We start from the raw sequence: 13,186 nt of genomic DNA, 5'->3' as shown, positions 1-13,186 counted from the left end.
GGGCAGCCCGGATAGAGCGCTCTCCCAAGTCCGCGAGGTGCGGCCCGCCGGGCCGTCGACTGTGCCCCCGGGGGTCGTGCGCCGGGGCGCATGGGCGGCGAGAGCTGATTGTTCACTTGTCACCACCCTCTGTATGCCCATACGTTGGCCGCTTGCGACGTGTCCTACAGCCAGTGGGGGAGCCGAATCATGGCCGCGAACGGACGGCACCGCAGATATCAGCCCAGCCGGATCAACCGTGCTTCGCTCACGGTGACGGCGGGGGGTGCGGGCATCGCGCTCCCGCTCCTCACCGCTGCCTCGGCGGGCGCCGCATCGACCGATGTGTGGGAGAAGGTCGCCGCCTGCGAGTCGACCGGGAACTGGCACATCAACACGGGCAACGGCTATTACGGGGGCCTTCAGTTCAGCGGGTCGACCTGGGCCGCGTACGGGGGCACCGCGTACGCCGCACGGGCCGACCTGGCGACCAAGGACCAGCAGATAGCCGTCGCCGAGAAGGTGCTCGACGGGCAGGGCCCCGGCGCCTGGCCGACCTGCTCCGTGCGGGCGGGCCTGAAGCAGGGCGGGGACGCACCCGACATCGCCCCCCAGCACGAGCGCCAGACCACGGCCGGGACCGGGAAGGGCAAGACGCCCCAGTCCGGTTCCTCGACGAAGACCGCCCGTGACGCCGGGGCGGCGAAGGCATCACCGACCACCGTGCCGGGCAAGCGCGAGTCGTACACCGTGGCGCACGGCGACTCGCTCTCCGGCATCGCGTCCGCCGAGCGGGTGCGGGGTGGCTGGCAGCGGCTGTACGCCGCCAACCGCTCCGTCGTGGGCGCCGACCCCGATCTCATCCTCCCGGGGCAGCGGCTGACCCTGGACGTGGCGGGGAAGCCCGTGACCGCGACGCCGAAGCCCACGACCTCGGCGCCGAAGCAGAAGACGGCCCAGAAGGCGGCCCCGAAGGCCGCGGCGCCCAGGACGGCCGCCCCGAAGACCGCCGCGCCCAAGCAGGCCGCGAAACCCGCCCAGAGCGAGAAGAAGACGGCGAAGTCCCGCACCGGCCTCACCGCCCCCGTCTCGGCCCGTACCGGAACGCCGTACCACCAGGCGGGATCATGGTCCAGCGGCTACCACACGGGCGTCGACTTCCCCGTCCCCACCGGCACATCGGTGAAGGCCGTGGCGTCCGGAAAGGTCGTCTCCGCCGGCTGGGCGGGCGCGTACGGTTACGAGGTCGTCATCCGGCACAGCGACGGCAGGTACAGCCAGTACGCGCATCTCTCGTCGCTCCACGTGCGCGAGGGCCAGCAGGTCGGCAGTGGCCAGCGCATCGCGCGCTCCGGCTCCACGGGGAACAGCACCGGCCCGCACCTGCACTTCGAGATCCGCACCGGCCCCGGCTACGGCTCCGACATCGACCCGCTCGCCTACCTCAGGGCCGGTGGCGTCAGCGTCTGAGCGTTCCGTGTCCGGCGGATCCGGCCACGGACGCGGCCCGGACTCAGTCCGAAGCGATCAGTAAGTCGCACCGCCGCGACGGACCGGCGACGGGCGGCTCGGCACGGGACGTGGGACGCCCGGCGCCGAACTCGACCCGCCCGCCGCCGTGGTCCAGCGGCATCGTCAGCGGCAGCGAGAGCGCCGTCGGCGCGGGAAAGGGGTCCGGCAGGGCCGCCCCCGGCGCGACGGCGGGTCTCGACGGCTCGGGAAGCTTCACCTCGGGCGGTGTCACCGGCCGGACAGGGTCCTCGTCCGGGGCGTCGGCGGTGCCCTCCGGCGTGTCCCGCCCGGCCTCCGGGTGCTCCGGCATGGATCGCTCGGTCGCCACCCGCTCCATGGTCAGGAGCACCAGACCGGCCGCCGCCAGAGCACCGCAGGCGAGCGCGAGCAGGGCTCCCGTCAGGCCGTAGCGGAACTGCTCCCCGAACATGGTGATGCCCACGGCGGCGGCGACCACCGGGTTGACCACCGTGACCGTCGCCAGCGGTGCCGTGAGCCCGGCGCCCCGGTAGGCGGCCTGGGAGAGCAGGAGGCCCGCCGCGGCGAGCGCGGCGATCACCAGCAGCGTCGGCAGCCCCGAACCCACCACGCCGGAGGTCCACTCCACCGCGACGGTCTTGGTGAACACCGACGCCATGCCGAAGGCGACGCCCGCGCCGGTGGCCAGCACCACGCTGCGCAGCATCGGCCGGTGCAGTCCCTTGGCGACGACGAGTACGGCCGCCACGGCGCCGAAGGTCCCCGTCGCCAGGGTCAGCTGCTCCGGGCCCGCCAGCGTGTGCGATCCGGCGCTCCCCGTGAGAGCCAGCAGCCCGGCCAGCCCCACCGTGGCCATCACGGCGCCGCGCCAGGCCGTGCGCCCCGCCCTGCGCCGTACGAAGACCGCCGCCATCGGCAGCGCGAAGACGATCGTCAGCGCACCCAGCGGCTGCACGAGGCTGAGCGGTCCGTACGCCAGAGCCACCACGTGGAGCAGCGCCCCGACGCCGTTGAGCCCGACGGCCACCCACCAGACGCCGTTGCGCAGCGGCGCGTACGGGCGGCTTCCCGCGGCCGACGCCACGCGCTCCTGGACGATCGCGCCGGCCGCGTAGGCGACGGCGGAGACCAGTGACAGCAGCACGGAAAGCGCGAGGGAACTCATGTACACCACGATGTCTCGTCGGAGCGGCCGCGTCGTCGTCCCTGAGGCGGCGATTCGGCGTACTGCTCCAGTTGTACGTACCTCACTCCTGGGTCCTCCTCTCGACGGTAGTCCTCATCGCCCGCGGGCTCAGAAGTTCGTCCAGGAGGTGACGCCGTGCCGTCGTACGGCTGCGGAAAGTGTGCGAAAAGGGGTGAAACGGCCCATTTCTCCGGGCCGGGAGCCGACGAGGGGTGGCTCAGGTGCTGAGCTGGAATTCGGCCCGGATGCGCTTGCCGACGGGCACCCGCTCGGCCGTCAGACGGTCGCAGAGCGCGACGACGATCTCCATGCCGTGGCCGCCGAGACGGGCCGGGTCGGGGGAGTAGAGCACCGGGAGCGCCGTGCTGCTGTCGTAGACCGTGACGCTTATCCGCTGTGCGTCGCCTTCGAGCTCCAGCAGATAGGGCCCGTGGCTGTACCGGTCGGCGTTGGTGACGAGCTCGCTGACCGCCAGCATCAGATCGCTGCGGGTGTGCTCACCCAGAACGGCCAGCCACTCCGCCGTGAGTCGCGCGAGGAAACGGTCGGCCAGGGCGCGAGCCTGCGCGATGCATCCGGGCTCGCCGTCGAACACCTCCGCGGCGAGCAGAACCTCGGTGGACGGAGACCCCTGACAGGGGTCTTCCGGCCGTGAGGTGGCCTGTTCGTTCATGTGCTCCAGCCAGGGCGCGCAGGGGAGGTCGTCAACCTCTTCTCGCCGTTCGTCTACCCGTGTCGAGAGATCTCACTCCGGGAGATGTACCGAGATCTTACGCACGTGGCGGCAGCCGGACCACGCTCACGAAGAAGTCGTCGATCTGGCGCACCGCTCCGATGAACTGCTCGAGGTCGACCGGCTTGGTGACATAGGCGTTGGCGTGCAGTTTGTAGCTGCGCAGGATGTCCTCCTCCGCCGAGGACGTGGTGAGGACCACCACCGGGATCAACGCCAGTTCCGGGTCGGTCTTGATCTTCTCGAGCACCTGCCTGCCGTCGTACTTGGGCAGATTCAGGTCGAGAAGCACCAGGTCGGGGCGCGGGGCGTCGGGGTACTCGCCCTGACGGTAGAGGAAGTCCAGCGCCTCCTGGCCGTCGCGCACCACATGCAGGGTGTTGCGGATCTTGTTGTCCTCGAAGGCCTCACGGGTCATCAGCTCGTCACCGGGATCGTCCTCCACGAGCAGGACCTCGATGGGCTTGACGGCGTCGTTCAAGAGGAGTCTCCCGACCGGGGGGTGAGCGGGGCGGGGGCGAGCAGCTCCGCCGTGGTGTGTGTGGGTGCTTCGGGAAGCACCGGCAGGGTGAAGTGTATGAGTGTGCCCTCGGCGGGTTCCGGGTCCAGCCAGATCCGGCCACCGTGGAACTCGATGATCTTGCGGCAGAGGGAGAGCCCGATGCCCGTTCCCTCGTACTCGTCGCGGGCGTGCAGGCGCTGGAAGATGATGAAGACCTTGTCGGCGAACTCCGGCGCGATCCCGATGCCGTTGTCGGCGACGGTCAGGTGCCAGTCCTCGCCCTCCTGGACACACCCGACCGTGATCCGGCACGGCACATCGGGCTTTCGGAACTTCACCGCGTTACCGATGAGGTTCTGCCAGACCATCGTCAGCGACGTCGAGTCACCGAGCAGCTCGGGGAGCGGATCCTCGCGTACGACCGTCGCCCCGGACTCCTCGACGGCCAGAGTGAGGTTGGACAGCGCCCGGTCCAGGGCTCCGCCGAGGTCGACGGGCTTCCAGCTCTGCTGCACCCGGCCCACCCGGGAGAAGGTCAGCAGGTCGTTGATGAGCACCTGCATCCGCTTGGCACCGTCGACCGCGAAGGCGATGTACTGCCGGCCCCGGTCGTCCAGCTGCGTGCCGTAGCGCTTCTCGAGGAGCTGGCAGAAGGAGGCCACCTTCCGAAGCGGCTCCTGGAGGTCGTGCGAGGCCACGTACGCGAACTGCTCCAGCTCGGAGTTGGACCGGCGCAGCTCCGTGGTCTGCTCGGCCAGCAGCGTCTCGCGGTCCTGCGACTCGGCCAGCTCCGCGACCAGGCGTCGGCGCATGTCCTCGGCCGCCGCGGCCACCGCTCTGACGTCCGAGGGGCCGCGGACCGCGATCCTGGCGTCGAAGGCGCCCGCTCTGACCCTGTCCGAGGCCGCGGTCAGCGCGTTCAGCGGCCGGCCGACCACGCGCTGCAGCAGCAGGCTGAGCGAGACGACGGACAGCACGAAGCCGATCACCAGGGCGATGAGCACCCGGTCGCGCGTGGCGCGCGCGTCGTCGAGCTCGGCGCGGGCCTTGTCACGCGCGTCGTCGAGATGGCTCTGCTGAGTGGTGTAGAGGAGGCGCAGCGCGTCGAAATCCTGCTTGCTCCGGAGGATCGGGGCCGAGGACGCGGCGGTCGGCCCGTTCTCCCGCACCGTGGCGATCAGCGGCTCGGCCCGCAGCACACGCCACTGCTCGGAGGCCCTCGCGATCCGCAGCAGGTCCTCGGCGTACGGCTGCTCGTCCCCCACCAGGGCGCGCACCCGGTCCAGCCGCTCCGCCTCGTTCCGCACGCCGGCCTCGTAGGGCTCCAGGAACGTGCTGTCACCGGTCAGCGCGTACCCCCGGACGCCGGTCTCCTGGTCCAGGAGCGAGTTCTGCAGCTGGAAGGAGGAGGAGCGGGCGGGCTGGATACGGTCCACCAGGTCCGTGGTCCGGTCGGAGATGCGGGAGAGCACCAGCCCGCCCACCACGAGGCATCCGCAGACCACCAGTACGAAACCGGCGAGGATCAGATGGACCCAGTTCTGCACCGACAGCCGGGCTATGGGGCCCGGGCGTGCGTCCGCGGGTTCCTCTGTGCTCATGAGCCGTTCCTCCAGCCGAGATGGAGTACGGCGACGTCGTCGGCCAGCCCTCCGTAAGGGGACGCGCTCTCGGTGGCCTCGGCCACCAGGGCGTCCACGAAGGCGCGCGGCGCCAGTTCCCCGTACTTCCGTGCCATGGCGAGCAGTCCGTCCTCTCCCAGCCGGGAGCTGGGCCCCGTACGCCCCTCGAACAGGCCGTCCGTGAACAGGACCAGCTCGTTGCCCGGGACGAGCTCCAGCTCGGTGATCGTCCAGCGGCCCATGCCCGGCAGCAGCCCGAGGGCCATGCCGGTGTCGGGCTCCACCCAGCTGACGTCCGGGCCGCGCCGTATGAGCAGCCCCGGATGCCCGGCCCGCGCGACGAGCACCCTGTCCCCGCCCGGCGGGAAGACGAGCGTGGTCACGGTGGCGAACACATGGGGATCGGACCGCTCGGCGACGAGTATCTCCTCCAGAAGACCGATCTTCTCCAGCTGCGACACCCCGGTCAGTACGGCCGTGCGCCAGGCCACCCGGAGACACACCCCGAGCGCCGCCTCCGCCGCGCCGTGACCCGAGACGTCACCGATCACCGCGTGCACCGCGCCGTCGGCCGTCTGCACCACGTCGTAGAAGTCGCCGCTCAGCAGTCCGTGGGCGCGCCCCGCCTCGTAGCGGGCGGCCACGTCGAAGGTCTCGTCGAGCAGCAGCGGTATGGGCAGCAGCGCGCGCTCCAGACGGGCGTTCTCCTGGGCGATCAGACGGCTGGTCCGCATCGCCGCCGCCGACCGCTCGGTGTGCTTGCGCTGGAGGGCGTACCGGACCGCGCGGCCCAGCACCTCGGGATCGATCCGGCCCTTGACCAGATAGTCCTGGGCGCCCTGCGCCACCGCGGACAGTCCGGTCTCGGACTCGTCCAGACCGGTCAGCACGATGACGGCGGCATCCGGCGCGGACTGCACGAGCTGGCCGACGGCTTCGAGGCCGTTCACGTCCGGCAGATGCAGATCCAGCAGCACACAGACAGGAGTGCGGCACCCCAGCAGGAACCGCCGGGCCTCCGCCAGCGTCTTGCACCACGTGAGGGGAGCGTCCAGCTCACTGTCGGTGAGCATCTCCTCGACGAGGAGAGCATCCCCCGAGTCGTCCTCGACCAGGAGAAGGGTCGCACCGACAGCCCAGGCGGACGCGTCGGCAGCAGCGAGAACCCCTTGCTGCTCCGGAATCCCGCTGGGCTCCTTCACGCGCGCAGAGGTGTCCAACGGCGTCTCGGTCACTCTCCACCCCCTCCGACGGACGGCACGGGGCACCCGCGGCCGTTTCGGCAGGAAGCATATGCGACCGATGCCCGGCACTCGGCCGGGCATCGGTGATTCAGCGGACGGGTCGGGCGGTCACGCCTCGACGCACATGCCCGTGCGCAGCCGCTGCACGATCCTGCTCAGCAGCCGGGACACGTGCATCTGGGAAACGCCCAGCTCGGCGCCGATCTGAGCCTGCGTCATCTCCTGGCCGAACCGCATCCGGACGATCTTCCGCTCCCGGTCGTCCAGCTGCCGCAGCAGGGGAGCCAGGGCGTGCAGATTCTCGACGGTCTCCATCGCCGGGTCGTCCTCGCCCAGCAGATCGGCGTACGCGCGCTGGTCGCCGCCCGACTCGCTGTCGGCGCTCGGGGTGTCCAGCGAGCCCGCGGAGTAGCCGTTGGCCGCGACGAGACCCTCGATGATCTCCTCCTCGGGGAGATCCAGGTGCTCCGAGAGCTCCGCGACCGTCGGGTCGCGGTCGAGCTTCGCCGACAGCAGCTCCTTGGCCTTGGCCAGCTCGACCCGCAGCTCCTGCAGCCGTCGAGGCACGTGCACGGACCACGTGGTGTCACGGAAGAAGCGCTTGATCTCGCCGACGATGTACGGCACCGCGAAGGTGGCGAACTCGACCTCGCGCGACAGGTCGAACCGGTCGATCGCCTTGATCAGGCCGATCGTCCCCACCTGGATGATGTCCTCGGCGTCGTCACCGCCACGGTTGCGGAACCGCGAGGCGGCGAAGCGGACCAGCGAGAGATTCATCTCGATCAGGGTGTTGCGCGCGTACTGGTACTCGTGCGTCCCCTCCTCCAGGACCTGGAGCCTGTCGAAGAACAGCTTCGACATCGTCCGGGCGTCCTGTGGGGCCACCTTGCCGGCGTCCTCGATCCACGGCAGCGCGCCCGTGTCCGAACCCGTCTCCGCCTCGTCGCACCGCGTCGCCGCCGCGTCGATCGCTTCGTTGGTTCGCACTGACATGGCCGTCATGGTGTCGCCCTCCCTGGGATGTGCTGTGGTGACCAGCGCATGCCCTGCTATCCGGAAGTAATGCCACCGAATTCCAGGAATTTTCGCGGAGGGCGTCGAGCGGGGCCGGACAACGCGACCGAATGTACCGATCTGTTGTGATTGAGACCGATATCTCATCGCAGCCCTGCCCGAGCGGACCGGGCGTCACCGGCGCCCGGGGCACCGGCAGTACCGCCCGGTGGGCGTGAAGGCAGGGGTGCCCGACTCGAACTGAGCTACGTCCGATTCATGGCAGACTTGACCGGGGCGTTCGGCCCGTGCGTGCCTGCCCTCGCCGGCCCCGGCCGGATCACTCCCCACCGAAGCCCGCCAGCGGCATGAGTGACGAGTGACAGAGGAACGGCAATGACGGTGACAGAGGACAGCCCGGAGCTCGCTCCCGGTATCGACGAGTTCGGTCCCGGTATCGACCCGGAGCGGCTGGCCGTCTGCCTGGGCGTGCTCGACGAGCTGAACGGCATCGAGGTCGACCACCCGGACGCCATCGCCGTGCGCCGGGCCACCGCCGGCATCTACCGCACCGTGAAGCAGCGCCGGCGCCAGGAGCGTCGCGCCGCCAAGACCGCGCACGACAAGGCCGTCACCGAAGCCACGGCGACCGGCTCCGCCGAGCGCATCGACGACGAGACGCAGGGCGTCCTCCCCTCCTCCTCGGCGACGGCCGAGATCGCGGGCGTGCTCCAGCGCCCGAGGTCCTGCTACATCTGCAAGACCCGGTACGTCGAGGTGGACGCCTTCTACCACCAGCTCTGCCGGCAGTGCGCCAGGGAGAACCGCGAGCGGCGTGACGCGCGCACCGACCTCACCGGGCGCCGTGCCCTGCTCACCGGCGGCCGGGCCAAGATCGGCATGTACATCGCGCTGCGGCTGCTGCGCGACGGCGCGCACACCACCATCACCACCCGCTTCCCCAACGACGCGATCCGCCGCTTCAAGGCGATGCCGGACAGCGACGAGTGGATCCACCGCCTGAAGATCGTCGGCATCGACCTGCGCGACCCCGCCCAGGTCGTCGCCCTTGCCGACTCGGTCGCGGCGGAGGGCCCGCTCGACATCCTGATCAACAACGCCGCGCAGACCGTCCGCCGCTCCCCGCAGGCCTACAGCGAGCTGCTCGGCGCCGAGTCCGCCCCGCTGCCCGCCGGCGAGCTCCCCGCCGCCGAGGTGATCGGAACGTTCGGCAGCGGCACCGTCGACCGCGTGGCCGCGCTGCCCGCCGCCCGCAAGGAAGGGGAGGGGCTGAGCGCGCAGGACGTCACGGACCTCGCCCTGGTCACCGGGTCCGCCTCGCCGGCCCGTATCGCCGCGGGCACCGCGATCGACGCCGGCGGGCTCGTCCCGGACCTGCACGACACGAACAGCTGGATCCAGACCGTCGACGAGGTCGAGCCGATCGAGCTCCTCGAGGTCCAGCTCTGCAACTCCACGGCGCCCTTCATCCTGATCAGCCGGCTCCGCCCGGCGATGTCGAGGGCCGTGTCCGGGCGGGCCTACGTGGTCAACGTCTCCGCTATGGAGGGCGTTTTCAGCCGCGGCTACAAGGGGGCGGGACACCCCCACACCAACATGGCCAAGGCCGCGCTGAACATGCTGACCCGCACCAGCGCCCAGGAGATGTTCGAGAAGGACCGCATCCTCATGACGGCCGTCGACACGGGCTGGATCACCGACGAGCGTCCCCACCCGGACAAGATCCGTCTCGCCGAGGAGGGATTTCACGCCCCGCTCGATCTGGTCGACGGCGCGGCCCGGGTCTACGACCCGATCGTGCGTGGTGAGGCGGGCGAGGACCTGTACGGCTGCTTCCTGAAGGACTACGCGCCCGCGGGCTGGTGACCTGAGCGCTCCTGGCGCGATCCGAGCCCCTCGGGGACCTTGCGTGACTTCGGCGCGTCCAGCACCTTCTGTATCTTCCGCACCTCCCGTCACCTGCGTAAACAGGTGACACGGCGGCGGCCCCGTGATTCAGGGGCCGCCGCCGTTCTGTTGGCTGAAAGTGACCTAGGCCACACGTTCTGTCGAGCGCAATGACGCTCATTTGGTTAGTCTGAGGTGAACGGACGCCACCAAGGGATCCACGAAACTTCCTCGGCCGTCCCGGGACAGGTCTGTAAGCAGTCCGCCGTCCCGCCCCGTACCCGGCGCCACCGCGACCGAACTGTTTCTGCCCCTGCCCCGCAGAGGGCGGTCGACACGGTTCTCACAGCCGCGACGTCGCCACCGCCCGGGGTTACGCGACACAAAGGAGTCCGCGGTGACACCTGAAATGACCAAGACCGAGACGCGCCCGGCCGAATCGACCGGAGAGCGGGTCCGCCGGCCCGAGAAGCTCCGGAACATCGAGGTCTGGGCCAGGTCGGCCCCGATCAGGCTGGCCGGCTACGAGGACGATCTGGCCGAGCCGCACATCCTGCCCGGCATCGACTGACGGCCACGTCGCACAGCGCCTCGGCTCCGGCCCCCGTTCACGGACGGGGGCCGGAGCTTTTCCCTTCCCCGTACCGCACCGGTGCCCCGGCGCGGTACGGGGGTACGCGGCGCCGGGCCCGGTGCTCCGCCTACTCCGGTGCGCGCCCGCCCGGCCGGAGCGGAACCGGCCGGGCCACGGGCCGCATGAAGTCGCGTACGTAGGTCCGGTGCCACCAGCGGCCGGTGGCCCGCAGTTCCCGCCAGTCCGTGAAGCGGTAATGGAAGACCCTGGCCCGGATGTGGGCGGGCGGGCCCCCGGGGAACGGGTTGTGGCCCAGCAGCCGCAGGGTGTCCCGGTCGCCCCGCAACAGCCTCTCCACGAACGGTTCGAACCAGGAGCGGGCGTACGCGGGGGAGAGGGCCGCGAACCACATCAGCCAGTCCAGCCGCAGGTGGTACGGCGCGAACTGGCGCGGCAGCCGGCGCGGATCGCCCGGCTTGCCCCGGAAGCCGTACTCCAGCCAGCGGGTCCCCTCGTGGATCACCGGCTCGTCGGTGCCCTCGACCACCACCTCCAGCCGCATCCTGCTGATGCTCCCGAAGGCTCCGTACGTATTGACCAGGTGCAGCGGGTCGAAGGACCGGTTCATCACCTGGCGGCGGGAGACGAGATTGCGCGCCGGACGGTAGCTGAGGGCCAGGACCAGCGCGGTGACCGCGATGACCACCACTTCGTACCAGAGCGGCGGCGCGGACCGGGCGGGCGGTGCTCCGGCGATCGGCGACCAGTCGACGGCGGCCAGGGCGAGGGTGATGGTCAGCCAGTTCAGCCAGGCGAAGTTCCCCGACAGCACCAGCCACAGCTGGGTGAGAACCATCAGCCCGGCGGCGACGCTCGCCACCGGCTGCGGGGTGAACAGCAGGAACGGCACCACTAGCTGTGTGACGTGGTTGGCGGCCACCTCCACCCGGTGCACGGGCCTCGGCAGCCGGTGGAAGAACCAGCTCAGCGGTCCCGGCATCGGCTGGGTCTCGTGGTGGAAGTCCAGACAGGTCAGCCGCCGCCAGCACGCGTCCCCCCGGATCTTGATGAGCCCGGCGCCGAACTCGACCCTGAAGAGCAGCCAGCGCAGCAGCCACAGCACCAGCACCGGGGCGGACGTGTCCGCGTTGCCGAGGAACACGGCGAGGAAGCCCGTCTCCAGCAGGAGCGACTCCCAGCCGAAGCCGTACCAGACCTGGCCGACCTGGACGATCGACAGGTACAGCACCCAGGGCACCGCCCACAGCGCCATGGCCGCCCACAGCGGAACCAGGCCGTCCAGCCCCGCGACGAGGGCGAGCGAGACCGCGGCGCCCGCCCATGCGACCAGTGCGAAGAAGCGGTCCGAGTAGTGCAGCCTGAACAGCCCGGGCGCCGCCCGCCACGGGGTGTACCGCAGCAGCTCGGGCACGGGGAGCATGCCCCGGGAGCCGATCAGCGCCCGGAACTGGAGCGCCGCGCCGACGAACGCGACCAGGTAGACGACGGCGAGCGTCCGCTGGAAGATCAGCCTGCTCAGCCAGTAGCCGTCTGCGGTGAACCACTGCATCGCTTCCAGTATCCGGCCCGCCGGGCCCTCAGGCAGCGGTCGCGATCCTCCGCAGCACGGCTGTGAGCCGGCGTGCGTACCAGCGCTGGGCCACCGGCACGAGAGGGCCGGCGAGCCGGGCGTACCAGCAGGCGGGGCGGGAGAACGCCGTGACCGTGAACCACACCGTGCCGTCGTCCGCCAGCTCCACCACGAAGCTCTCCTCGCCGCGCTCCGGATGTCCCCGCCCGGTGCCGTACGCGAATCCGGTGCGGTTCTTCTCGTACGCCGTCCAGACGATCTCGCAGGGGGCGGCGACCCTGAGCCGCCCGATGCCCGCCGACACCTCGACGGTCACCCCCTCTGCCGCCCGTTCGGCGGAGGCTTCCAGCCCGGCCCCGGCGGCGCGGTGCATGCGCCACTCGGTGACGGCGGCGCCCGCCGCCTCGAATCCGGCCCGGCCCCTGCCGATGGCGGCACGGTGGTGCAGGTGGTTGTAGCCGTCGGGGAGCGGTCCGAGCCGGGTGGCTCCTACCTCCGGGTACGTCAGGGTGCTCATGCGGTGCTGCCTTCCGGGTGGGTGAGGTCCTGGAGCCGGCGCAGGGCGAGCAGCGCGCAGAGCGCGAAGCCCAGCGCGTTGCCGAGCCCGTGCGTGGCGGCCATCCAGGTGAGGGTGGGGTGGGGCAGCCCGGTCGCCTCGCCGAGTGCCCAGCTCAGTGCGAGGACCATGGTCACCACGAGTACGGCCGCCGAGACGGTGAGCAGGGTCCGGGTCGCGCGGTCGCGTCCGGAGACGTGGACGGCGCGCCAGGTCAGGAGGGCGACCGTCCACATTCCGGCCGTGAGGACGACCGCCCCGGCCAGCTCGGCCCAGTCCCCGACGAAGTAGCCGGCCAGGACGAGAAGGGTGCCGAGCGGCACGCTCAGGGCGGCGAACCGGCCCCCCGTGCCGTCCTGGGCGCGGCAGACGAGACCGGCGACCAGGGCGGCGGCGAACCCGGCGAAGTGGAAGTGGGGCACGGTCAGGGCCAGGATGCCGAGCCCGAAACCGAACAGTTCGTGCCCGGAGCGCTCGGCGACCAGCGCGAGGGCGGCGACCGAGGGAGTGACCAGCGCGGTGAGCACGGCGGCCTCCGCCGGGCGCACGGTGCGGGTCCGGGCGAGGCGCAGGGGCGCGTGGGCGGCCAGGGCCAGGGTCCCCAGCGCGTAGCAGAGGGCGAGCGCCGTCGCGGCATCCCCGCGCGGAAGCCACAGGGAGACGGCGCCGGGCACCGCGAAGAGCGGCCACAGGCGGCGTACCGGGTCGAGCAGGGGGTCGCCGACGAGCCGCAGCCCCATCGGGACGATCACCAGCATGCCCAGCATCACGATCAGCCCGACCAGTACGGACACCGTGCCCACC

The 13,186-nt window shown here is 71.1% G+C and carries 12 protein-coding genes; 3 read left to right on the top strand and 9 right to left on the bottom strand.

The genetic code is table 11. The features are described 5' to 3' along the window. The first annotated feature begins 189 nt into the window (after positions 1 to 189). Complete coding sequence (locus tag AMK10_RS33055; protein WP_073752753.1) at positions 190 to 1,449, top strand: peptidoglycan DD-metalloendopeptidase family protein; 1,260 nt, start codon at positions 190 to 192, stop codon at positions 1,447 to 1,449. Between the two features lie 43 nt (positions 1,450 to 1,492). Here the strand turns inward: AMK10_RS33055 and AMK10_RS33050 are convergent, their stop codons facing one another. The 6 genes from AMK10_RS33050 to AMK10_RS33025 form a co-directional block, all read right to left on the bottom strand. After that, complete coding sequence (locus AMK10_RS33050; RefSeq protein ID WP_198959840.1) at positions 1,493 to 2,635, bottom strand: DMT family transporter; 1,143 nt, start codon at positions 2,633 to 2,635, stop codon at positions 1,493 to 1,495. 238 nt (positions 2,636 to 2,873) lie between these two features. Beyond that, positions 2,874 to 3,329, bottom strand: coding sequence for an ATP-binding protein (locus AMK10_RS33045; protein ID WP_073752751.1), 456 nt, complete (start codon positions 3,327 to 3,329; stop codon positions 2,874 to 2,876). A gap of 97 nt (positions 3,330 to 3,426) precedes the next feature. Continuing rightward, the gene (locus AMK10_RS33040; RefSeq protein ID WP_073752749.1) at positions 3,427 to 3,870 is read right to left on the bottom strand and encodes a response regulator; all 444 of its coding nucleotides are present in this window, start codon (positions 3,868 to 3,870) and stop codon (positions 3,427 to 3,429) included. Beyond that, positions 3,867 to 5,492, bottom strand: a complete 1,626-nt coding sequence (locus AMK10_RS33035; protein ID WP_073752747.1) for a sensor histidine kinase — start codon at positions 5,490 to 5,492, stop codon at positions 3,867 to 3,869. Before AMK10_RS33035 ends, AMK10_RS33040 begins: the two co-directional genes overlap by 4 nt. After that, a complete protein-coding gene (locus tag AMK10_RS33030) occupies positions 5,489 to 6,748 on the bottom strand; it encodes a PP2C family protein-serine/threonine phosphatase (protein WP_073752745.1) in 1,260 nt (419 codons plus the stop codon). Before AMK10_RS33030 ends, AMK10_RS33035 begins: the two co-directional genes overlap by 4 nt. 117 nt (positions 6,749 to 6,865) lie before the next feature. Then, a complete protein-coding gene (locus AMK10_RS33025; RefSeq protein ID WP_073752743.1) occupies positions 6,866 to 7,762 on the bottom strand; it encodes an RNA polymerase sigma factor SigF in 897 nt (298 codons plus the stop codon). Between the two features lie 387 nt (positions 7,763 to 8,149). Here AMK10_RS33025 and AMK10_RS33020 point away from each other — a divergent pair, with 387 nt between their 5' ends. Together AMK10_RS33020 and AMK10_RS37860 are read left to right on the top strand one after the other, a co-directional pair. After that, complete coding sequence (locus tag AMK10_RS33020) at positions 8,150 to 9,640, top strand: SDR family NAD(P)-dependent oxidoreductase (protein WP_073752741.1); 1,491 nt, start codon at positions 8,150 to 8,152, stop codon at positions 9,638 to 9,640. A gap of 418 nt (positions 9,641 to 10,058) precedes the next feature. Further along, positions 10,059 to 10,232 carry a hypothetical protein gene (locus AMK10_RS37860; protein ID WP_198959850.1) on the top strand — a complete coding sequence of 58 codons (174 nt, stop codon included), beginning with the start codon at positions 10,059 to 10,061 and terminating at the stop codon, positions 10,230 to 10,232. A 130-nt stretch (positions 10,233 to 10,362) separates the two neighbouring features. On the opposite strand, the gene AMK10_RS33015 is transcribed toward AMK10_RS37860, so the two are convergent. From AMK10_RS33015 to AMK10_RS33005, 3 genes are read right to left on the bottom strand one after another with little or no spacing between them, the layout of a single operon-like run. Further along, positions 10,363 to 11,805, bottom strand: coding sequence for a lipase maturation factor family protein (locus tag AMK10_RS33015; RefSeq protein ID WP_073752739.1), 1,443 nt, complete (start codon positions 11,803 to 11,805; stop codon positions 10,363 to 10,365). 28 nt (positions 11,806 to 11,833) lie between these two features. Next, positions 11,834 to 12,343, bottom strand: coding sequence for a DUF1990 family protein (locus AMK10_RS33010; protein WP_073752737.1), 510 nt, complete (start codon positions 12,341 to 12,343; stop codon positions 11,834 to 11,836). Continuing rightward, the gene (locus AMK10_RS33005; RefSeq protein WP_073752963.1) at positions 12,340 to 13,176 is read right to left on the bottom strand and encodes a YndJ family protein; all 837 of its coding nucleotides are present in this window, start codon (positions 13,174 to 13,176) and stop codon (positions 12,340 to 12,342) included. Before AMK10_RS33005 ends, AMK10_RS33010 begins: the two co-directional genes overlap by 4 nt. Positions 13,177 to 13,186 lie beyond the last annotated feature (10 nt).

It is taken from the genome of Streptomyces sp. CB02058, assembly GCF_001905505.1.
Lineage (GTDB): Bacteria > Actinomycetota > Actinomycetes > Streptomycetales > Streptomycetaceae > Streptomyces.
Note: the sequence above shows the minus strand (reverse complement) of the source record. Positions and strands in the feature narration are given on the sequence as shown.

Excerpts from the sequence above, each read along its gene's own strand:
- AMK10_RS33055 (WP_073752753.1), top strand. The coding sequence starts at position 190 with ATGGCCGCGAACGGACGGCACCGCAGATATCAGCCCAGCCGGATCAAC.
- AMK10_RS33050 (WP_198959840.1), bottom strand. The coding sequence starts at position 2,635 with ATGAGTTCCCTCGCGCTTTCCGTGCTGCTGTCACTGGTCTCCGCCGTC.
- AMK10_RS33045 (WP_073752751.1), bottom strand. The coding sequence starts at position 3,329 with ATGAACGAACAGGCCACCTCACGGCCGGAAGACCCCTGTCAGGGGTCT.
- AMK10_RS33035 (WP_073752747.1), bottom strand. The coding sequence starts at position 5,492 with ATGAGCACAGAGGAACCCGCGGACGCACGCCCGGGCCCCATAGCCCGG.
- AMK10_RS33025 (WP_073752743.1), bottom strand. The coding sequence starts at position 7,762 with ATGACGGCCATGTCAGTGCGAACCAACGAAGCGATCGACGCGGCGGCG.
- AMK10_RS33020 (WP_073752741.1), top strand. The coding sequence starts at position 8,150 with ATGACGGTGACAGAGGACAGCCCGGAGCTCGCTCCCGGTATCGACGAG.
- AMK10_RS33015 (WP_073752739.1), bottom strand. The coding sequence starts at position 11,805 with ATGCAGTGGTTCACCGCAGACGGCTACTGGCTGAGCAGGCTGATCTTC.
- AMK10_RS33010 (WP_073752737.1), bottom strand. The coding sequence starts at position 12,343 with ATGAGCACCCTGACGTACCCGGAGGTAGGAGCCACCCGGCTCGGACCG.